We start from the raw sequence: 22,686 nt of genomic DNA on the forward strand, positions 1-22,686 counted from the left end.
ATGAAGAATGATTTTCAGTTTACGGGCCCTGTTTTGTGTATCCAAAAGAGTATTCTCTACTCTTGGCTTATATTTATTCTTCAATATATTCCTTAAAATCTTTCCAATACGGGCTATCCTGATACGCATCTTTACATCCTTTAGGAACATACAGGCTTATTGCCTCGTTATGAAATCCTTGATATCCTATGGGTGGAACAGCAGCTTTAATATGTATCTCTTTTATATAATTACAGAAAGAGAATGGGGTAGCAAATTCATAGTTCTCTCCAATTTTCTTAATACCGGAACCAATAAAAACAGAGTTTAAAGCTGAGCAACCGTGAAAGGCTTGCCATTCAATGCTCGTCACACTATTGGGTATAGTAATGGACGTTAAACTCACGCAGCCTAAAAAAGCGGATTCTCCAATATTCGTAAGACTATTAGGCAAAGTGACAGAAATCAAATGTGGACAATTGGAAAAAACAGATTGTTCAATATTCGTAATACCATCAAGAATCACAACAGAAGTCAAGTGCGGACAACCGTTAAAAGCAAAATGGCCGATACTTGTAACACTATTAGGTATAGTAATGGAAGTTAAACCCGAATAATTAAAAGCTGCATGTTCAATGCTTGTGATACTATTAGGTATAGTAAGAGAGGTTAACTTTTTACACTCATGAAAGGTTGAGGCTCTAATAACCTTCACACCATCAGGTATCGTAATGGATGTTAAATTTTCACAACCAGAAAAGGCGGACCACCCAATGTTAGTAACACTATTAGGTATATGAACGGCGGTTAAACCAGTACAACCGAAAAAGAGGTCTGATCCAATAGCCGTAATACCATTAGGTATAACAACCGAGGTCAAACTTTTACAGCCGGAAAAGATGGAACTTTCAAGATTGGTTACACTATTGGATATAGCAACAGAGGTTAAACTATTACAGTGTGAAAAAGCACCCTCACCAATACTCGTAACACTATTCGGAATAACAACAGAAGTTAAGCTAATACATGTTGAGAAAGCGTACCGTGCAATACTTTTAAGGCTGCCCGGAAGAATAATGGAAGTCAAACGTATACATTCGCCGAAAGCAAGCTCTCCAATGCTCGTGACACTACTGGGAATAGTTACTGACATCAAACCTGTGCACCTGAGGAAGGATTTTTCCGCAATACTCGTAACACCATCGGGTATAACGATTGAGGCTAAATTTGTGCAATCGGAAAAGGCAGACCCTCTTATCAGAGAGACATTATTCGGAATAGTTACTGAAGTTAAGCCCACACAACCAGAAAAGGCAGACTCTCCAATTTCAGTCACATTATTCGGAATAATAATGGTCTTTAACTTAGTATTTTGTGAAAACCAATCCGAAGAAACCGTACTATAGATAGAAGGATTATCAGCGGGACCGTCAGCAAGGACTACATCCGACAAATTTAGATAATATAGACCAGGGATGCACAGAACTACTTCCAATTCAGATATAAAAATCATCCCTGAAAGCGTCAATTCTGTTATATCCTGATAGTGAGGACCCATTTTTTTTACCAGAGTCCACGGTTCTTCCACATGTACTGTCCTAATTGAACTCCTCGTCGGTTGACACACGGTAATTACGGAAGAAACACTATTTTTTCCATCTTGAATTGTAATTATTGCCTTACGTTCTTGTATATCATCATTCTCATCCACCTCCAGAATAATCTTTCCGGGCGACAATCCACGAGTGCCTGTATTTTGCTGGCGGATCCAAGTTATTTCAGAAGGAATGTGAACTTTCACATCCACATTTGCGATTACTCCTATTTCAAGAATACCCCCATTTTCCGGTATCTCGTATTCATCTCCCGCTAAAATAGCGTCTGTCTGCCTTTGTGTAATCGTCACAGCTTTCTCAACATTCCCGACCTTAATATTTAGTATCGCTATTCTATTATTATACTCTTCGTTTTCAGTCACATTCACCACTAAATTCGCAAGCCCAGGATCCCCAGATGAAGAGGAGATTTTACACCACGAGCTCGGCGCAGAAAGAGTCGCAGTCCAAGCTTTATTGGTTGTAAAAGTAATCGTTTGAGATTCAGTATTCGATTCAAACTTTAACTCAGATTTGATCTCGGAAATAATATCCGGCTCCGTCTCTTTTCCATTGTCACAACCCCATAAAAAAGGAATGATTACAATAATAAATAATACCGATAAAAAATAAAAACTTCTTTTCATAATTATGTTTCAATTGGATGATTCTGGCAGTCAGGCTATACCTAAAATTATTTCCACCTCTAAATTAACAAGTTACATCTTCACATATTTATAGCGGCTTAATCGACTAAAAGACAGTCCATACCAATGGGATTCGGAAAGCAATCTACCTCAACAGAAACAGTCTCAATCGAAGACGAAAGTAGCAAAATTAAAAATTTAAAAACTAGAGATAGCTCTTTTATCCTCATTATCAACACTCAAAAGCAACTTATACTGTGTCCAGCTCAATTGTGCCCGCAGTGCGTGCACAATTGGAAATGTACGGTAAAATTGACGATAATGATTGATCTGACGGACTGAAAACCCACTACCAAATTCGGGTTGCAACTGCTCTGAAAGATATTTGATAAGGTAAGTTCCATAATCTGCCCTGTCTTTTCCTTCTTGTTCCTCTTCAAAGATACGCTTACCAATATGCCAATACATCAGAGTTCGCTGATGATCCACAGCTCGAATAGCCTTGCCTCTTGATTGAGCTATTATTGCCTTTATATCTGATATAAAGGATTGATTTATAGCCATATTCATGTAATGTATATATGATACACAAAGATACAAATTAAAGTTTAATAGTATAGGCAAGAATAAGAACTTTTTGAATATTCAGGTTCGAACCTCAACAGGTCGAGCCTCTGTTTCTCGAACTTTTTATTGAAAAGAATAAAAACCGAAAGGTCAACAAACCTCTGTTTATCATTTATTTAAAAGAAAAACAGTCGTAATTCTAAAGAGTTTTCTCTCTATTAGTCACAATCTGTGGAAATAAAGAATAATGAAATCAGAGAAACGCAGTGTATTAATAATCAGACTATTTATAAAAAAAATAAGTCTCAACATGCGCTGAGACTTTTTGTGACCCCGGAGAGGCTCGAACTCTCGACCCAATGATTAAGAGTCATTTGCTCTACCAGCTGAGCTACGGAGTCATTTTTTAGAGAGTGCAAAGGTAAGTTTTTTTTCTTTTGTATGAATAATCTTTTGTTGAAATTTTACAACTTCTCCTTCACGAAACTGTACCTCAGAGTTTTAAACTCTACGGTACAGCCCCTAAAAAAGGAACAAATTGATCAATTTGTTCCTTTTTTATTCCACAATCAACGAGGATACTAAAGATTGGACAACTCTGAACCGGCTTTGAATTTTGCCGTTTTTTTAGCCGGGATGTTGATTGACTTTTTAGTACGCGGATTAATACCTTTCCTGGCACTTCTTTCAGAAACAGAAAATGTTCCGAAACCTACCAATACCACTTTACCACCAGCTTTCACTTCTCCAGAAATGGTTTCGAGGGTAGCATCTAACGCTTTTTTAGCGTCCACTTTGCTAAGGCCTGATTTTTCAGCAATAGCGCTAATTAGTTCTGATTTGTTCATAGAAAACGTAAATAAATAAATTAAACATACATTAAGTCCAAGGCTGAGCCCCATTTTGGCGTCAAATATAAGCGATAAATCCAAAACAATCAAGAAAAAAGATAAAAAGTATTTGTTTTTGGTAAAAAAAATCCTTTTGAGAGGCAAAAATCCGCATTCTCAACGAAATAATACGTAATTTTGCGACTCAACAATGGATCATAACGATGGATAACCAAAGGAATAGCTTCGCCGGGGTAATACCCACGGTAACAAAAAATATTATCATTATCAACGGAATCATTTGGTTGGCACAATTTGTCTTGCTCAATAGATTCGGTCTTGACCTGTCCAAATGGCTCGGGTTACATTTTATCAAATCTGATCAGTTTCATATTTATCAGATGGTATCTTATATGTTCCTGCACGACCCTTACTCCATCTCTCATGTCTTTTTTAATATGTTTGCCGTCTTCATGTTCGGCAGGACCCTGGAACAGGTGTGGGGACAGAAACGTTTCCTCTCATATTATCTGGTTACCGGCATAGGTGCAGGACTAATTCAGATGATTGTCCTCTTTTTAAGGGTGCAGAGCGAAATCCCCGTGGAGATGTATTCAATGGTGAACAGCGTAACCATAGGCGCATCGGGCGCCGTTTTTGGCATCCTACTGGCTTTTGGCATGCTATTCCCCAATTCGCAACTATTTATCATTCCTTTTCCTTTTCCCATCAAAGCAAAGTGGTTCGTGTTAGGGTACGGCTTGCTGGAACTGTTCTTTGGTGTTGCCAACCGGACGGGTGACAATGTGGCCCATTTTGCCCATTTGGGGGGAATGCTTTTCGGAATTTTCATGATCTTGTATTGGAAAAAAAAGGACAAGAAGTATGGCAGATTTTATTGAAAAATTGAAACATAGCTATAGGACCGGCAGCGTAATGACAAGACTGATTTTTATCAACGTCTTCGTTTTCATCACGTTGAAAATTATCAATGTCATTTTCACCTTGTTCAACATTTACGCTGTCGACCTCATCATGCTCCTTGGGGTACCTTCTCATATTCCTTTGTTAATTAACAAGATATGGACTCCTATTACCTACATGTTCGTACATGAAGGATTTCTCCATCTGCTTTTCAATATGCTCTGGCTTTATTGGTTTGGACAAATTTTTATGCAGTATTTCACAGGAAGGACACTCGGTAGCCTCTATGTCTTAGGAGGACTGGCCGGTGCAACGTTATATGTGATTGCATTCAACACAATCCCCTATTATACGCAGATGGAGAGAGGATCGGTAATGATCGGTGCATCAGCGGCAGTAATGGCCATCGTAATGGGAGCCGCTTTTTATCGCCCTGACGTACAACTGAATCTTTTGTTGTTAGGCCCCATAAAAATTGTCTACATAGCAATTTTCGCTTTTGTACTGGACTTCCTCTCATTGGGAGATTCCATGAATCCCGGAGGACATGTGGCACATATAGGTGGAGCCCTGTTAGGCTATTTTTTCGCTATTCAATACAAGAAAGGCAGTGATATTACCCGTTGGGTGGGTAATATGATCGACTGGGTTATAGGACTGTTCAAACCCCGTAGACACACACCCAAAATGAAGGTAAATCATGCCCGTAATGAAACTGATTGGGAATACAACAAACGTAAACATACAGAACAGGAAGAAATTGATGCCATTCTGGATAAGTTGAAACAATCGGGATACAGTAGTTTATCATCAGAGGAAAAAAGGAAACTTTTTGATGCGAGCAAGAAGTAAAAGATTGAAAATCAGGGATATGATCAAATGGATGATCTTCGCTACCAATGTAGTGGCTATCATTCTGCTTTTCAGTTCATTCCTGTCCTGGGAAGTATCTCCCTTGAAAACCAATCTGTTTTCGTATATAGGGTTGGGATTCGGATTCATTCTGCTTATTAATGTCGTATACCTTGTTTTCTGGATAATTTTCTCAAAATGGAAACTCGCTCTGATCTCATTATCTGCAATCCTGCTCTGCTACAAACCTGCAACCACATTCTCCCCGTTACACTTTATCAGCAAAGAAGAACCTGAAGAAAGTATCAAATTACTGACCTATAATGTACAGGGATTTCCTCAGGAAAGAAAAAAAAATGCATCACACCATCCAATACTTGAATATATTGCTGATACCGATGCCGATATTGTTTGTCTACAGGAATATCTGGTCAGTAAGACAGGTCAGTATATTTTTTCACAACACGATGTGAACCGGATTCTCAAACAATATCCCTATCGATCAATCACAGGTTTGGAATCTTCGGGAAAATATCATACCTTCGGGCTGGCATGTTTCTCAAAATACCCAATTGAGAAAACCCATGAGGTGGTATTCGAATCCTCCTATAATGGGGCGGTGGTTTATACTATCAATATTGATGGCAAAAGATACACTATTGCCAATGTCCATTTGGAATCGAACAATATCAAGCCGGAAGATAAAAAGCTATATAACGATTTCCTTCAGAATACCGACTCGGTAAAACTCGAACAGGTGGCCACCAATATTCGTGCCCGCCTTGGAAGTGCTTTCCGGACACGGGCGCAACAGGTTGAAAAAGTGAAACAATTCATTGACAAGCAGGATACACGGGGAGTTATTATCTGCGGCGATTTCAATGATACCCCTATATCGTACGCCTACCACAGGATGAAGAAAGGATTAAAGGATGCGTACGTTTCTACCGCTTTCGGACCGGGCATCACCTATCACGAAGATTTTTTCCTTTTCCGTATCGATCACATTATGCATAGTGAAAATATAAAAGCGTACCGGACAAGAAGGGACAAAATAAAATATTCGGATCATTACCCGCTCAGAACTTATCTGAAATTAGAGTGAAAAAGTGGGAACGTGAAGAAGTGGAAAGTAGAGATAAGAAGACAAGGTCTTCAATCTCAACAAATCAGTAAATCAGCGAATCATAACGATGTACAAGATAAGTAAAGAATTTGCTTTTTCAGCGGCGCACTCCCTCTACGGGTTGCCCGACGATCACCCTTGCAGCCGGCTGCACGGACATAATTACGTGGTAACTGTTCATCTCCGGTCGAAAGAGTTGAATAGGCAAGGTTTTGTCCGTGATTATAACCAATTGAAGATAGTGAAAGAATACATCGATACGCATTTAGATCATCGTAACCTCAACGACATTCTCTCACCGCTCAATTCATCGGCAGAGAATCTGGCTAAGATGCTCTACGACACATTCAAACCCAACATACCGGAGCTTTACGCCGTGGAGGTAAGTGAGACACCCAAAACATCCGCGATCTATGAACCTGAATGTGAATGAGATATTTTATTCGCTCCAGGGTGAAGGAGGGCGTTCGGGACAAGCGTCGATCTTTATCCGGCTGGCCAAATGCAACCTGACCTGTAGCTTTTGCGACACCGATTATGAGCGGGGCATAAAAATGACTACAGATGAGGTATTGCGGACAATTGAGCCGTATGGCTGCAAATGGATTATCTGGACCGGCGGTGAGCCTACGCTACAACTCAACGATGCCGTGGTAGCTCTCTTCAAAGAAAAAGGATATCTACAGGCGATAGAGACCAACGGAACCAGAAGAGTACCCCGGGGAATCGACTATATCACCTGTAGTCCCAAACAAGAGTTTGAAAAAGTCAGGGAGCTAATCCCTGAAGTGGATGAGTTGCGGTTTCCCATTCAGAAAGGGGATCCACTACCGGATGTCACTATCCTTCCCAAAGCAAAATATCATTTTTTAAGCCCTATCTTCGACGATCAACAGATTATTCAGGAAAATATAGATTATTGTGTCTCTCTCGTGAAACAGAATCCGCTGTGGGCACTTAGCCTCCAGATTCATAAACTCATCGGTATCCGTTAGTATGAACAAATTTCAGGTAACCATACTGGGCTGCGGCTCGGCCCTACCCACCACAATGCACAACCCTCCCTCACAACTGGTGGATCTGAACGAAAAACTGTTCATGATCGATTGTGGTGAAGGGACACAACTTCAGATGAGGAAATTCAAAACACGGATGAGTAAACTCCATAGCCTGTTCATCTCTCATCTGCATGGAGATCATATTTTCGGATTACCCGGACTACTCTCCACGCTCAGCATGTTAGGGAGGACCGGCGACCTGCATATCTATGCGCATAAAGAGATCAACCTGCTGATAAAGCCCTTTTTGATCTATATGGGCAAACATATGTCGTTCAAGATAAAATTGATTCCATTGAATCCTGATCGACAGGAACTGATTTTTGAAAACAAGTCGATCAGAATATTTTCTTTTCCACTACAACATCGCATTGACACAAACGGATTTCTTTTTGAGGAAAAAGAATCAACCAGACATATCATCCGTGAGATGATCGATTTCTATCAAATTCCACTGACTCAGATTTTCGATATCAAAGAGGGAGCTGATTTTATAACGTCCGACGGTACCGTCATCCGGAATGAGATACTCACCTCACCCGGAGATGCCCCACGTAAATATGCCTACTGTTCGGATACAGCCTATGCACCCGAAATTATTCCCCATATAAAGAATGTAGATCTGTTGTACCACGAAGCCACTTTTGCAGAGAGCGAACTGATACGGGCAGGTGAGACCCACCACTCTACAGCCCGGCAGGCTGCGGAAATCGCAAGAGCGGCCAATGCAAAGAAACTGGTGATCGGCCACTATTCCTCCCGGTACAATGAACTGGGCGTCCTTTTAAAAGAGGCCGTAGCTGTATTCCCGAATACGGAACTGGCCATTGAAGGTAAAGTATTTGATCTATAACGATCCGTCCGCAATAACATGTAACTCAATATATAAAAAGCATGAAAACCCTGATTCTAAAAACTGTATCTGTAACTCTTTGTCTCCTTGTCGGATTCTCCCTGTCAGCAGAAGAAATCAAGATTAAAATCAACAAGAAATATCTGAACCTACCCGTTTCTCATCAGCAAGATCGTGCTAAAATGACTTTTAAAGTAGATGGTCAACCCGATCTGACAGTTGTGATACGACTCGCTCCCGACGAGGCCGACTATTGGGTATTCAAAGATGTCTCCAACCTAAAAGGAAAAACGTTAACAATCAGTTATGAAGGTAATAGCAAAGGACTGAAAAACCTATACCAGGATGATGTGATCGCAGGACAGGACAGCTTGTATAAAGAGACGAACCGCCCTCAATTCCACTTCACCACACGTCGGGGATGGGTCAATGACCCGAATGGACTTATTTATTATGAAGGAGAATATCACCTTTTCTACCAGCATAACCCTTATGAACGTGAGTGGGAAAATATGCATTGGGGACATGCTGTCAGTAAAGACCTGATATATTGGGAGGAACTGCCGGATGCTTTATATCCCGATCATTTGGGTACCATGTACTCCGGATCAGCTGTCATCGATTACAAAAACAGCGCGGGATACAATAAAGGTAAAACCCCGGCTATGATAGCAGCATATACCGCTGCCAGTCCCGATAAACAGGTGCAGTGCATCGCCTATAGCCTCGACAGGGGACGAACATTCACCAAGTATGAAGGAAACCCCGTCATAGATTCCAAACATATATGGAATAGCGTGGATACACGCGATCCCAAAGTGTTCTGGTATGCCCCCGGCAACCATTGGGTCATGGTGCTTAACGAACGAGACGGACATTCAATCTACACATCATCCAACCTGAAGGAGTGGAAGTATGAGAGCCATGTGACCGGATTCTGGGAGTGCCCGGAGTTATTCGAACTCCCCGTGGATGGAAATCCCAACAATACCAAATGGGTGATGTACGGCGCCTCAGGCACATATATGCTCGGTTCATTTGACGGGAAAGTGTTCACACCCGAAAAAGGGAAATACTTCTACACGACAGGAGCTATTTATGCTGCACAGACTTACACCAACATGCCCGATGGCAGACGGGGACAGGTGGGATGGGGACGGATCGGCCATCCGGGAATGCCTTTCAACGGAATGATGCTATTGCCTACCGAACTCACTCTTCGCACGACAAAAGATGGTGCCAGACTATTCAGTTATCCCATTGAAGAGATCAACCGCCTGGTCGACAAAAGCAGGAAATGGGAAAATATGAGTGCTGAAGAGGCAAACAAAGCTTTAAACCAATTCGGCGATGACCCATTATTACGGATCAGAGTTACGCTGAGCCTGTCTCATGCCACGAATGCCGGCCTCGATTTGAAAGGACAAAACCTGTTGAACTACGACATGAACTCCAATAGGGTGAACGGCGCATTTTATTCTCCCGAAGAGATGACCAGCATGGAAATCTCTGCCGATATTTTTATTGACAAGACCTCTGTGGAAGTCTTCATTGATAAGGGTGCCTATTCCTATTCATTCGAAAAGAGACCTTCAGATCCGGCAAGAGGGTTTCAATTCTGGGGAAATAACATAACAATCAAGCAACTGGAAGTATCTACACTGCAATCTATATGGAAGTAATGAAGAACTTTTTGATACTCATCATCCTCCTGACGGTAACAGGATGTAACCATCAGGAGAAAATAACAATGGAAACATTGTTAGATGAGATCATATCGTTTGAGTCTCCCACCGGTTTTCCCTCTTATACCTGCCATCAGATAAGCAGTTACGACAGACGTTCGGTCTCTCCTGATACTGACGGTTGGTTTGCCAATGCCGATGGGTTTGGTATCATCCGTACAGATACTATTGAAGACCGGACAGAGAATGTGCTGTTCGAGCATAGCGGACCGGGAGTTATCACCCGTATCTGGATTACAACATTGAATAAGAATGGAACAATGCGTTTTTATTTTGATGACAATAAAGAGGCTGATTGGACAGTTCCTGCTTATGACATGATGAAATTCGGGATTCCGACAGGAAAAGGATTGCTCCAGCCACATACCAGCTATATCGAGCATGGCAAAGGCGGTAGTACTCTTTTCTTACCCATCCCATACGGGAAAAGCTGTAAAGTCACTTTTGAAAATCTTGAAAAAGAGAATATTACACCCAAATACTATCACTTCAATTATCGGGAATACCCGAAAGGGACTATTATAGAAACATTCTCCAAAGAAGTAGTTGAAAGAGCTCTCTCCAAAATAGAAGTTGCCAGTAATCTTTTATTGGATCCTCCTACCTATCAGTCCGATGCTCCCTTCACAGACCAAAAAGAACTGAAAAACAAAGAGCAACTTTCCGTTTCCTTACCCAATGGAAAGAATGCTATCCATACCATCGAGTTTGACATCAATATAGAAGACTCCTCCGCTTATGCGCAGATAATGCGGGAACTACTGCTCGAGATTAGTTTTGACGGTACAAAGACCGTCTCCGTTCCTTTAAGTGATTTTTCGGGTGCAGGCATGGGAGCTTTTAAAGTAAATAGCTGGTATCTGGATGCCGATGGTAAAGGGAAAGTTATAAGCAGATGGTTGATGCCTTACAAAGAGAAAGCGTCCCTCACCCTTACAAATTATTCAGCACATACTATCAGGAATGCAGCCGTAAAAGTGCATACATCCCCTTTCGATTGGAAAACGAACACACTCTATTTCCACACCGATTGGAAACAGGAGAGAAACATCCCTTTGCGTAATGATGAAAAAGAGTGCATCGACTGGAATTTTACTACGATAGAGGGAAGAGGTGTTTATATGGGAGATGTATTATCGCTCTTCAATCATGCTCCCTCCTGGTATGGAGAAGGAGATGAGAAGATATTTGTGGATAACGAATCATTTCCATCCCATTTCGGAACGGGTACGGAAGATTACTACAACAGTTCATGGGCGCCCGTCATTCCTTTCCATACTCCCTTCGGAGGTGCTCCCAGAGCCGATATGGAGAGTTCCCACGGCTATAACACTTTCTTCAGGACGCGCAACCTGGATGCTATTCCTTTCAAAGACCGGTTACGGTTTGATATAGAAATGATCAGCTGGCAAAATGGATCGGCTGATTATGCCACTACCGTATATTGGTATGGTGATCTGGATGCCTGGACCATAAAGAGGTCCGGAGCAGAAGAATTTACCCGGCCATTACTTGAGGCTCCAAAAGAAAAGGATAAATATAAAATAGAAAAAGCCATTGAGTTTGAAAAATTGGCTCCTATCCAAAAATCACCAGCCATCAACGCTGACATTCAAAACATGGCTAACTTTACGGGTGATAAATGGAGTAATGAATCACAACTATTGTGTACCGGAGGTGAAAACGGTGATAGCGTAACATTTCGTTTTAGTGAGCTAAATCCGGTGAAACACGATATTATTATTTATATGACGCTCGCATCAGATTATGGGAAAGTGCGGTTTTCTGTGAATGGACAACCATCTCCACTAATTTTTGATGGATATGACAAGGAGGTCAAAAACTCAGGAGCACTTCGACTCGGAACATATTCTCCTGAAAATGGGCGTTTTGATGTGACGGTAAAGTTAGTAGGCACCAACCAGCATTCAGTGGGCCACCGCTATCTGATCGGAATGGATTGTATCATTTTGAAAGAATATAAATAGTATGGCACAACAGGTAATATCCAGATTATTATCTCTTTTCCTGATATTAGGAACTATATCCGCTTGTACGTCAAAGGATATTCCCATTGCGGATTTTGAATCCGGCACCTTTGACGGCTGGATCGTAGAAGGTGACGCTTTTGGCACGACCCCGGCAACGGGGACTCTCAACTCACAGATGGAGGTATCCGGTTTTGAGGGTACATATTTAGCCAATAGCTATCATAGCGGTGATAATACCGTAGGGACTATCACTTCCCGGGAATTTACAATCCAACGCAATTATATTAATTTTCTGATAGGTGGTGGAAAGCATGATGGCACTTATATGGAACTGGTTGTCGATGGCGAGTCGATAGTCAAAAGCCGCCCGGTCACCGAAAGCGAAACATTACAATGGCAAACCTGGGATATAAAAGACCACAAGGGTAAGAAAGCCATCATAAAAATTGTGGATAATCAACATGGCGGCTGGGGACATATCCTGGCTGATGAGATAAGCCAAAGTAATACAAAAAGAAGCCTGTTTCTGATGAATCATACAATCGAATTCAACATAACCGGAAACTACATCCTGATACCTGTCGAAGACAATGATCCCGAATCGGTCGTACAACTTTCAGTCGATGGTAAAGAGACCGGTGAGCCGATGTATATCCGTGTATCCCAAACCAACATAGACTATTGGATACCCATCGACGTGTCGAAATACAAAGGCCGAAAAGTGGCACTCACCTTTGAGCATGTGAAAACAACAGACATCGGTTTCGCTCAGATAAAACAATCGGACAGCTTTGTTTTTGAGTACGACGAGACATATCGGCCAACTTATCATTTCTCAGCCAACCATGGCTGGATCAATGATCCCAACGGGATGGTGTACCATAACGGGGAGTATCATCTTTTTTATCAGTATAATCCCTATGGTTCGCGATGGGCAAATATGCATTGGGGACATGCCGTATCGCAGGATATGGTTTCGTGGAAACATCTGCCGTTTGCACTTGCGCCTGACTCCCTCGGTGCTATCTTCTCCGGAAGTGCGGTCATTGATAAAGAGAATACAGCCGGTTTCGGAAAAGACGCACTGGTTGCCATCTACACTTCTGCGGGTAAAACTCAGACCCAATCCATTGCTTATAGTTCGGATAACGGTCGAACTTTTACCAAATTCGAAGCCAATCCGGTACTGAGTGACCTGAAATACCCCGACTTCCGTGACCCGAAAGTATTCTGGCATACAAACAGTAACCAGTGGATCATGGTACTGGCAACCGGACAAACCATCTCTTTCTATGGATCTAAGAACCTGAAAGAGTGGAACAGGCTAAGTGAGTTCGGAGAAGGTATAGGCGCGCATAGCGGTGTGTGGGAATGTCCCGACTTATTTCCCCTCACTTATGATGGTCAAACCAAATGGGTACTTTTTGTGAGTATCAACCCCGGGGGACCAAACGGCGGAAGCGCTACACAATATTTCATCGGGAACTTCGACGGGAAAACCTTCACACCCGATCTACTGCCCTACCCCCTTTGGCTCGATTATGGACGTGATAACTACGCTGGCGTAACCTGGAGCAATATTCCGGAAACTGACGGACGCAGATTGTTTATCGGATGGATGAATAACTGGGATTATGCCAATAATATCCCACCGGTCAATTTCAAAGGGGCCATGACCCTACCCCGCGAACTGAGGTTGGCCCATAACGGCAAACACCTTATTGTGGCTAATCCTCCGGTAAAAGAGGTAAATACTTTGCGTGGAAACCCGAAGAGGATAGAACCATTCACTATCGACAAATCACACACAATCAATAATCTGACGGAAGGAGGCACAGCTGTTTTTGAAATAGAGATGGATATCGAGACTGGTAATGCATCTGCTTTCAATTTTGTATTAGGCAACGAAAAAGACGAAAGGGTTGTATTCAGTTTCGATCTCGAAAGAGGATTGTTCCACGTTGACCGGTCGAAAAGCGGAATCATTGACTTTAGTGGCAACTTTGCTGCCAGAACCAGCGAAGCACCGCTTCCAAGGAAAAAGGACTTCAATATCAGGCTCTTTGTAGATAAATCATCTACAGAATGTTTTATTAATAACGGAGATCTGGTGCAAACAAATAGTGTTTTCCCAACCACGCCATATAATTCACTCTCCTTTGAAAGTAAAGGAAAAATAACCGTCAGTAATATGAATGTGTACCCGATCCGGGGAAGGAAGAATGAAGAGTGAAAAACGAGAAGTAACAATATCCAAACTGGTTAGAAACAAAACTAATTGAGATTAATTATGAATACAACAAAACAAGAGAACCGGCTCCTGAAAGTCATCCCCGTTATGTTGGCATTTTTTGCCATGGGATTTGTAGACATGGCGGGTATCGCAACCAATTACGTGAAAGCGGACTTCGACCTACCGGACAGAGTTGCCAATATTTTTCCCTCAATGGTATTCTTCTGGTTCCTCATCTTCTCCGTTCCCACAGGTATGCTGATGAATAAGATAGGACGTAGAAAAACAGTGCTATTGAGTTTGGTGGTCACCGCCGTTGCCCTGGTTGTTCCGGTTATAAATTACAGTTTCGTATCGATGCTCATATCTTTCTCCCTCCTGGGAATAGGAAACACACTGATGCAGGTATCCATCAATCCTTTATTATCGAATATCGTAAAAGGGGATAAGTTGGCAAGCTCATTCACGCTGGGACAATTCGTGAAAGCAATCGCATCGTTCATAGCCCCAATCATAGCTGCCTGGGCTGCTGCAACTCTGGGCGACTGGAAACTTCTTTTTCCGATATTCATGGTGGTAGCAATTCTTGCCACACTCTGGTTAGGAGCCACTCAAATAAAAGAAGAGGATACCGGTGGAAAGACTTCTACTTTTTTACAGTGTTTTGCTTTGTTAGGTGATAAAACAATATTACTTTCGTTTTTGGGAATTATGTGTCATGTGGGTATCGACGTGGGAGTAAACGTAACCGCTCCCAAGATACTCATAGAACGGCTGGGGATGACGTTGGCTGATGCAGGATTCGCCACCAGTGTCTACTTTCTGTTCCGCACTATCGGTTCTTTCACCGGAGCATTTGTGCTGGCACGTTACTCAGCGAAGAGGTTCTTTGCCATAAGTGTTGTGCTCATGATTCTTTCCATGGCCGGACTTTTCATCTTCAACGATCTTACGCTCATTTATATCTCGATAGCACTGGTAGGACTCGGCAATTCCAATATCTTCCCCATCATCCTGTCGAAAGCAATGCTATACCTGCCTGAAAAGAAAAACGAGGTATCGGGATTGATGATCATGGGACTCTTTGGAGGAACCGTCTTCCCTATCCTGATGGGAATGCTCTCCGACGCGATGGCCTCACAGACAGGAGCACTGGTTGTCCTGGCAGCAGGAGTAAGCTACCTGATATTCCTCTCGCTCAGGCTTAAAGAAGGATAAATATTAATGTGCTAATGTGCCAATATGCCAATGTAATGAATGAGATGAATTGTTGAATTGGAAAAGTGTGATTTACAAATATCAAACTTTCACTTTTGGTTTTTAGTTCTTCACCTTTCATTGTCAATTGTCAATTAATAAAGTTTTGACTCTCTTAAGAAACAAAATGTTTCAACACATTTTTTGAACGGAGAAAACGTTCTGAAATGCTTGGCTCTAAATTAAAATCTTATGAATAAAATAATAGTAGGACTCGGTGAAATACTTTGGGATATCTTTCCGGAGCGGAAAATATTGGGCGGGGCACCCGCCAATTTTGCTTACCATGTTTCTCAGTTTGGATTTAACGGCTATGCGCTCAGCGCTATAGGCAATGATCCGTTGGGTAGGGAAATACTCGATTCACTCGTAGAAAAGAAGCTCAACCATCTGATAGAAACTACCGATTATCCCACAGGAACAGTACAGGTTACACTGAGTGGCGATGGTATTCCCCGGTATGAAATATGTGAGAACGTGGCATGGGATAATATTCCGTTCACAGAAAAGACCGAAAATCTGGCAAAGGAGAGTGCTGCGGTCTGCTTCGGTTCTTTGGCACAACGCAGCAGCAGGTCTCGAGAGACGATAAAAAAATTCCTGATGACAGTCCCTACTGAGTGTATAAAGATTTTCGACATCAATCTGCGCCAGCATTATTACACAAAAGAGATCATTGAAGAGTCTCTGGAAATATCGGATATATTAAAGATAAATGAAGATGAGATAAAGATCGTAGCCGATATGTATGGTTGGAAAGAAATGGATGAACAGCAAATATGCAGGCAACTACTAAAACAATACTCCCTCGGGATCGTAATTCTCACGAAAGGGACCGACGGCAGTTTCGTTTTCAATAACGAAGAAGTTTCCTATCTGCCTACGCCAAAAGTGGATGTGGCCGATACGGTTGGCGCAGGTGACTCATTCACTGCAGCTTTTATTGCAGCCTTTTTGCATGGTAAACCGATCACGGAAGCTCACCGGCTGGCCGTCGAGGTTTCGGCATATGTATGCCAACAACATGGGGCTATGCCCAGGCTGGCCGATGCCCATATTGAAGCTTTCCTATAATATCTTACCGGACAATTAGTGACAGAAAAGGGATCTTATGAAGTATTATCCACTCCTCTTGATAATATGCCTGACCTGCCAAGCAGGATTTACGCTGCTTGCACAGGAAGATTCCGGTCCTCTTGTATCACCCGGGGATACTGTGAGGATACCCAACAGAGAACGTCAGCAACATTCGCAGCAACAACTTCAGGATTCGGCGATGATCAATAGTATAAAGGGATTCGATAACAACGGAAAAGTGCAGGACTCCGTTCGATTACCGATCAGGCAGGAGTCGGAGAACGGGGAAGACCTTCAGGATAAGACCAAAATTAAACTAAACGGCAATCTGCTTATCATTGAAGATCTCCCTGAAGATGGCGTCCTCGAAATATACAATATCATGGGGGTGAAAGCATTTAACCGTCGTGTAAAAGCAGGGACTAATCAGTATCCCCTATCCCTTCCGAAGGGATATTACATCATTAAAATCGGGAAACTCACCCGAAAAATTGCTGTCAGATAATTTTTCTTATCGTTAAATATCTTCATTTTGCAACATTTATCTGCTTTTTACTATCTTTGTGGTGTCGACAATATTAGGTTGTGTTTTAGGTTTAGTTAGTTACTCTTTATTTTTTAAAACTTATAATCATATGAAGATTGCTATTGTAGGTACCAGCGGAGCTGTAGGTCAGGAATTACTCCGCGTACTGGATGAGAGAAATTTCCCGTTGGATGAACTGCTGTTATTCGGTTCATCGAGAAGTGCCGGAACATCATATAATTTCAAAGGTAAACAGATCGAAGTAAAAGAATTGCAACATAACGATGATTTTAAAGGTGTAGATATTGCCTTTGTATCTGCCGGTGGAGGCACCTCGATTGAGTTTGCTGAAACCATTACCAGGCATGGTGCTATCATGATTGATAACTCCAGTGCATTCCGTATGGAAGAAGATGTACCATTGGTCGTTCCGGAAGTAAATGGCGAAGATGCACTGAACTGCCCCCGCCGTATTATAGCCAATCCGAACTGTACTACGGCTCAGTTGGTGGTAGCATTACAGGCAATTGAAAACATCTCACACATCAAAAGAGCCCACGTAGCTACCTATCAGGCTGCCTCGGGTGCGGGTGCCGCTGCTATGCAGGAACTGCAAGACCAATACACGCAATTGACGAACAGCGAAGAACCGACCGTCTCCAAGTTCGCCTATCAACTCGCATACAACCTCATTCCTCAGGTAGATGTCTTTACCGATAACGGATACACCAAAGAGGAATTGAAGATGTACAACGAAACACGTAAGATCATGCACTCCAACATAGAAGTCAGCGCTACTTGTGTGCGGGTGCCGGTAATGCGTGCCCATTCTGAAGCTATCTGGATCGAGACTGAACGCCCCATCTCTGTGGAAGAAGCAAGAGAAGCATTCAGCAAAGCTGCGGGAGTTGAAGTAATCGATAATCCGGCTAACAAGGAATATCCTATGCCGTTAAGGCTTTCAGGAACAGATCCCGTTTATGTAGGCCGTATTCGCAAGGATCTGGCCAATCCAAACGGACTGACTTTCTGGAGTGTGTCGGATCAGATCCGCAAGGGTGCTGCACTCAACGCCGTACAGATTGCGGAATACATCATAAAGAATACAGACTAAAAAAATTTGGATAACTATAGAATTGAGGCCGGTAGTTTCTACCGGTCCTTTTTTTGCTCATTTGTGAACCATGGTACCATGCAAAATATCTGAGAGTAGTTTCTTTTTTTGGATATATTTAGCCGGAGGAATTACGTTAGTACAGTAATTCAGATAATAAGTGTTTTCACAAAAAAGAAAATAAGTAAACCGACGGTGATCAATTTCAGTACAAGTCCTGCAATATAACCGACAAAGGCACCCGTAGCCTGTTTAACAGCATGTATGAATTGTGTTCCGGAAAGGAGACCTCCAGCGAAAGCGCCGATGAACGGGCCAAAAATAATACCCCACGGACCAAGGAAAAAACCTATCAGCAAGCCGATAGTAGCACCCCACACCACCTGTTTATTGCCACCCAACTTCTTCGTACCCCACACAGGCAGGATATTATCAAGAACAGTGACAATGAGCATCAATACACCCAGGATAATCACTGTCCGCCATGAGATATCATCCTGTGTAGAAGGGATAAACTTCAACGCCAGCAATCCGCCCCAGCTCAGAGGAAGACCTGGAAGTATCGGCGCAACGGTGCCGATAGCCCCTACAAGCAACAGCAAACCTGCCAGAATAATCCAAATAGTATCTCCCATCGCTATTTGTGTGTATGTGCGCAACCTTCGGTATGATCATGCTCCAGATGATCATGTTCCATCAGCACTCGATGAGGAAGAGAACCATGACCGAGTATCTCGATGGGACACGACTCATAAGCATTCAACAGCCATTCCTGCGAAATATTGCTGCCCGGGTGGTAATGTAATCCCTGGTTCACACAGGCGATATTCTTCACAAGGGAAATTATAGTACCCACATCGTGTGAGACCAATACAATAGCAATATCTTTATTGATGTCACCCAACAGTTTATAGAAATTTGTCTCGAAAAGTTTATCGACGTAAGTACTCGGCTCGTCGAGGATAATCAGCTTCGGGTTATCGACAATAGCTCTCCCCAGTAAGACTCGTTGTAACTGTCCCCCCGAAAGTTCTCCGATGGCACGTGAAAGCAACTCTTCGATCCCAAGCCGTGCCGCCACCTCTTTTACCTTTTTCCTCTCTTCGGAAGAGTATCTCTTGAAAATATTCGTACCGGGAGTTAATCCTGACAGGATCACTTCCGATACGGAGATGGGGAATTTTTTATCGATCCGGTTGATTTGAGGCAGATAACCGATGTTGAGTGATGATGTTTTTTCTCCTTTGTCGTAGAACGTGACGGAGCCCGACTGAGCTTTTATCAATCCCAGGATCGTCCTTAAAAGCGTGGTCTTTCCTCCTCCGTTAGGCCCGATGATACCGAGGAAATCATCCTGATAGATACTGAGGTTCACATCTTTGAGCACATTGGGCTTGTTCTCGTAGCCGACTGTCAGGTCTTGTATGTCGATCAGCTTATTCATTTTCTTACAAAAAAATAGATACTACCCGCTATGGCATAGCTCAAGTAAACTTGACGATACCCATTTAGCTTAACGCAAATATTCACCCTTTTCACGGGCTAAAATAGTGGCAATCCGCAGCAGCTCTTCATCCCATTCATACCTGAGCGGATTGATTTCAAACACCTCCGCCCCGATCTCCTGTGCGATTACCTCCGCATTCTTCGTATCAAAACCCCGTTCTATAAAAATAGTATTGATCTTTTCCTTCCGGGCTATATCCACAAGTTCCTTGATCTGTGCGGGAGAAGGACTTTTTCCTTCAAATTCTATACTCAACTGATTCAAACCGTAATCGCGGGCGAAATAACTCAGCGCGGGATGATAAATAATAAATGATTTCGAAGGGGCATCCTTCAATAAATCACGGATCTGATTATCTGTCTGCTCCACTTTCTCAAGAAGTGCTTCAAAACCATCCAGGAACTTCTCTTCATTATCGGGATCCAATTCAACTACCGCTTTCAGCATATTCCGGGCAAAAGCAGTCACGGCACGCGGAGAAGACCATACATGCGGATCGACACCACTATGGGCATTCAGATGTCCAGGACTATGATCGTCACCATGATGAGCGTGATCATGGTCGTGCCCGTGATCATCACCGTGATGATGAGCGGGGTCATCACAGTCTGCTTGATCGGAAGTATGCCCATGATCATGATCGTGGTCATGCCCTTCCATCCTGTCAATACCTTCCGAACAATTGATGATAGTCACATTCGGGTTATTTTCCGCCAAGCGCTTACTCCATGCATTTTCAAAACCAAGGTCGCCTACCATAAAATAGATATCGCTCTTCGCCATGTCGACAATTACAGAGGGAGCCGGCTCATAGGTCTCCGGACTAGATCCCGGAGGTACCAACGTATTGATCGCAAAGGCATCTCCAACGATCTTGTCGAGGAAATAACGCTGGGGCTCAATAGTAACCGTCAGCACACCTTTTTTTTCAAGAGCCTGATTCTTTGCACCGGAACCGCACGCCAATGCCAGTACCGACAACAAAATGATATACAGATATTTTTGCATGTGATGGTTTTGATATACAATATAGTGAAAGCCGAATGGTAAACCAAACTTGTTTGAGTTTACCTAAGGCGTATCCTATATTCTACAAATGTAGTGATTTTTTTCTATTCCACAGCAACACTAAAATCAGTGCCCGTCAATGGAAACAATAAACAAATAGTTGCTACTTTTGTTTGTGATTTAGAACGATTATCATCAGGCTCATCCTGAACAGGGACAAATCCAACGCACATCAACTTCATCCGAATAGATATATCCAGGCAAAGAGACAATGCAACATATCATAGAAATAACCGAAGACGGATCCCATACATTGTATGTGCCGGAATTGGATGAACACTACCACTCCACACACGGAGCCATCCAGGAGTCTCTCCATGTCTATCTGGAGGCAGGATTGCACCATTGCGACAAACCGGAGATTAATTTATTGGAAATCGGCTTCGGCACAGGGTTAAACGCTTTCCTTACTCTGCTCGATACTGAAAAATCAAAAAAGACAGTAAAATATACCTCTCTTGAACGATATCCGGTATCTTGTGTGGATGCCCGGATGTTCAACTATAGCAAATTATTGGATCCATCGCAGGAAAAGAAGTTTATGCGTCTCCATTCTTCTGCTTGGAGCGTCTGGGAGGAGATAACCCCAAATTTCCATCTTAAAAAATTGCAAATGGATGCAACCAATCCGGACGGATTTCAACCGGAAGGACTTTTCGATATAATTTACTACGATGCCTTTGCCCCGGAAAAACAACCCAACATGTGGACTCAAGAGATATTCAACAGGTTATATATCCTCAGCAATCAGGAAGCGATATTGACCACCTATTGCGCCAAGGGTGCGGTAAGAAGAATGCTTCAATCCGCCGGCTATCAGGTGGAACGCCTCCCCGGCCCTCCCGGAAAACGGGAAATATTACGGGCTGTAAAGCGGTAAAACTTGTAAAAGTGGTAAAATAAAAGAGGATACCCACGATTTAGAGCGTGAATGTATTATTTTTGTCCTTTGTGAAATTAAGCGTGTAAATAACGAGTATGGACCAGCCGCAAGCATTACCCGGCACTGCTGCACGACTTTCCAATGCGGGAAAGGAATACAGGACAGGAGACACTACGATCGTCGCCCTGCAACCAACGACAGTGGCTTTCCACAAGGGGGAGGTAACCCTGGTGGTCGGCCCTTCCGGATCAGGTAAAACCACACTTTTGTCACTGTTAGGGTGTGTCATCTACCCTACCATGGGAAAAGTATGGGTAGGCGATACCTGTGTCAACGAACTTTCGGGAACAGAGCTGGCTACATTAAGGCTACAGCAGATAGGTTTTGTTTTTCAGGGCTTTAATCTTCTGGCACCGCTCAATGCGCTGGAAAATGTAATGCAACCGCTTATTTTACAAGGCGTACATCGAAAAGAAGCCAGAAAAAAGGCATTCGACCTTATACGTACTTTCAATATGGAAGACCGGGCATATAGCCTACCCCGTAATTTAAGCGGCGGTCAACAACAACGTATAGCCGTGGCACGCTCGCTAATCACCAATCCTAAACTGATATTGTGCGATGAGCCGACGGCATCCCTCGACCATCAGAGTGCACGCCAGGTAATGGATATGTTGAGCCGCCTCTCAAAAGAGGATCGTTCGGTGATTATTGTCACACATGACCTACGATTAAAAAAATATGCCGACCGTACCATCTACGTGTCGGAAGGTACAATCAGAGAAAGTGATCCCGGAGAGGATTTTTAATCATCCCGTTATTAATTTATTTTGGAAATGTACAAGATCCTAAAC

21 protein-coding genes and 1 tRNA gene are annotated in these 22,686 nt (G+C 42.8%); 15 read left to right on the forward strand and 7 right to left on the reverse strand.

The features are described 5' to 3' along the window. Positions 1–73: 73 nt before the first annotated feature. The 4 genes from VB073_RS14680 to VB073_RS14695 form a co-directional block, all read right to left on the reverse strand. A complete protein-coding gene (locus tag VB073_RS14680; protein WP_323404946.1) occupies positions 74–2,221 on the reverse strand; it encodes a leucine-rich repeat protein in 2,148 nt (715 codons plus the stop codon). A 198-nt stretch (positions 2,222–2,419) separates the two neighbouring features. Beyond that, entirely contained in the window at positions 2,420–2,785 is a 366-nt protein-coding gene (locus tag VB073_RS14685; protein WP_323404947.1) for a DUF1016 N-terminal domain-containing protein, read from the reverse strand. A gap of 331 nt (positions 2,786–3,116) precedes the next feature. Next, positions 3,117–3,189 (reverse strand) — tRNA-Lys (locus tag VB073_RS14690). Between the two features lie 180 nt (positions 3,190–3,369). Beyond that, entirely contained in the window at positions 3,370–3,636 is a 267-nt protein-coding gene (locus VB073_RS14695; protein WP_298651258.1) for an HU family DNA-binding protein, read from the reverse strand. Between the two features lie 206 nt (positions 3,637–3,842). Here VB073_RS14695 and VB073_RS14700 point away from each other — a divergent pair, with 206 nt between their 5' ends. The 13 genes from VB073_RS14700 (at position 3,843) to VB073_RS14760 (ending at position 18,374) form a co-directional block, all read left to right on the forward strand. Next, on the forward strand, positions 3,843–4,520 hold the full coding sequence (locus VB073_RS14700; protein ID WP_323404948.1) for a rhomboid family intramembrane serine protease: 678 nt from the start codon (positions 3,843–3,845) through the stop codon (positions 4,518–4,520). Beyond that, on the forward strand, positions 4,504–5,394 hold the full coding sequence (locus VB073_RS14705) for a rhomboid family intramembrane serine protease (RefSeq protein ID WP_323404949.1): 891 nt from the start codon (positions 4,504–4,506) through the stop codon (positions 5,392–5,394). Before VB073_RS14700 ends, VB073_RS14705 begins: the two co-directional genes overlap by 17 nt. Continuing rightward, positions 5,378–6,499, forward strand: a complete 1,122-nt coding sequence (locus tag VB073_RS14710; protein ID WP_323404950.1) for an endonuclease/exonuclease/phosphatase family protein — start codon at positions 5,378–5,380, stop codon at positions 6,497–6,499. Before VB073_RS14705 ends, VB073_RS14710 begins: the two co-directional genes overlap by 17 nt. Before the next feature lie 88 nt (positions 6,500–6,587). After that, entirely contained in the window at positions 6,588–6,953 is a 366-nt protein-coding gene (locus VB073_RS14715; protein WP_323404951.1) for a 6-carboxytetrahydropterin synthase, read from the forward strand. Next, positions 6,934–7,515, forward strand: coding sequence for a 7-carboxy-7-deazaguanine synthase QueE (locus VB073_RS14720; protein ID WP_323404952.1), 582 nt, complete (start codon positions 6,934–6,936; stop codon positions 7,513–7,515). Before VB073_RS14715 ends, VB073_RS14720 begins: the two co-directional genes overlap by 20 nt. A gap of 1 nt (position 7,516) precedes the next feature. Continuing rightward, entirely contained in the window at positions 7,517–8,431 is a 915-nt protein-coding gene (locus tag VB073_RS14725) for a ribonuclease Z (RefSeq protein WP_323404953.1), read from the forward strand. 41 nt (positions 8,432–8,472) lie between these two features. Then, on the forward strand, positions 8,473–10,113 hold the full coding sequence (locus VB073_RS14730; protein ID WP_323404954.1) for a DUF4980 domain-containing protein: 1,641 nt from the start codon (positions 8,473–8,475) through the stop codon (positions 10,111–10,113). Further along, positions 10,104–12,164 carry a glycoside hydrolase family 172 protein gene (locus VB073_RS14735; protein WP_416349557.1) on the forward strand — a complete coding sequence of 687 codons (2,061 nt, stop codon included), beginning with the start codon at positions 10,104–10,106 and terminating at the stop codon, positions 12,162–12,164. Before VB073_RS14730 ends, VB073_RS14735 begins: the two co-directional genes overlap by 10 nt. Position 12,165: 1 nt before the next feature. Further along, positions 12,166–14,400, forward strand: coding sequence for a glycoside hydrolase family 32 protein (locus tag VB073_RS14740; RefSeq protein WP_323404956.1), 2,235 nt, complete (start codon positions 12,166–12,168; stop codon positions 14,398–14,400). 57 nt (positions 14,401–14,457) lie between these two features. Next, on the forward strand, positions 14,458–15,618 hold the full coding sequence (locus VB073_RS14745; protein WP_323404957.1) for an MFS transporter: 1,161 nt from the start codon (positions 14,458–14,460) through the stop codon (positions 15,616–15,618). A gap of 231 nt (positions 15,619–15,849) precedes the next feature. Further along, a complete protein-coding gene (locus VB073_RS14750) occupies positions 15,850–16,731 on the forward strand; it encodes a carbohydrate kinase (RefSeq protein ID WP_323404958.1) in 882 nt (293 codons plus the stop codon). Positions 16,732–16,768: 37 nt separating this feature from the next. Continuing rightward, positions 16,769–17,239 (forward strand): T9SS type A sorting domain-containing protein, encoded by a 471-nt coding sequence (locus VB073_RS14755; protein WP_323404959.1) that lies wholly within the window; start codon positions 16,769–16,771, stop codon positions 17,237–17,239. Between the two features lie 130 nt (positions 17,240–17,369). Next, on the forward strand, positions 17,370–18,374 hold the full coding sequence (locus VB073_RS14760) for an aspartate-semialdehyde dehydrogenase (protein ID WP_323404960.1): 1,005 nt from the start codon (positions 17,370–17,372) through the stop codon (positions 18,372–18,374). Between the two features lie 149 nt (positions 18,375–18,523). On the opposite strand, the gene VB073_RS14765 is transcribed toward VB073_RS14760, so the two are convergent. The 3 genes from VB073_RS14765 to VB073_RS14775 form a co-directional block, all read right to left on the reverse strand. After that, the gene (locus tag VB073_RS14765; protein WP_323404961.1) at positions 18,524–19,009 is read right to left on the reverse strand and encodes a DUF456 domain-containing protein; all 486 of its coding nucleotides are present in this window, start codon (positions 19,007–19,009) and stop codon (positions 18,524–18,526) included. Positions 19,010–19,011: 2 nt separating this feature from the next. Then, a complete protein-coding gene (locus tag VB073_RS14770; RefSeq protein ID WP_323404962.1) occupies positions 19,012–19,818 on the reverse strand; it encodes an ABC transporter ATP-binding protein in 807 nt (268 codons plus the stop codon). Between the two features lie 69 nt (positions 19,819–19,887). Then, positions 19,888–20,889 (reverse strand): metal ABC transporter solute-binding protein, Zn/Mn family, encoded by a 1,002-nt coding sequence (locus VB073_RS14775; protein ID WP_323404963.1) that lies wholly within the window; start codon positions 20,887–20,889, stop codon positions 19,888–19,890. A gap of 271 nt (positions 20,890–21,160) precedes the next feature. Here VB073_RS14775 and mnmD point away from each other — a divergent pair, with 271 nt between their 5' ends. Further along, entirely contained in the window at positions 21,161–21,829 is a 669-nt protein-coding gene (gene mnmD / locus VB073_RS14780) for a tRNA (5-methylaminomethyl-2-thiouridine)(34)-methyltransferase MnmD (protein ID WP_323404964.1), read from the forward strand. A gap of 98 nt (positions 21,830–21,927) precedes the next feature. Continuing rightward, positions 21,928–22,641: an ABC transporter ATP-binding protein gene (locus tag VB073_RS14785; protein ID WP_323404965.1), complete on the forward strand. Its 714-nt coding sequence runs from the start codon at positions 21,928–21,930 to the stop codon at positions 22,639–22,641. The last annotated feature ends 45 nt before the right edge of the window (positions 22,642–22,686 follow it).

The sequence above is a fragment of the Proteiniphilum sp. genome (assembly GCF_034927365.1).
In the GTDB taxonomy this organism is placed as follows: domain Bacteria; phylum Bacteroidota; class Bacteroidia; order Bacteroidales; family Dysgonomonadaceae; genus Proteiniphilum.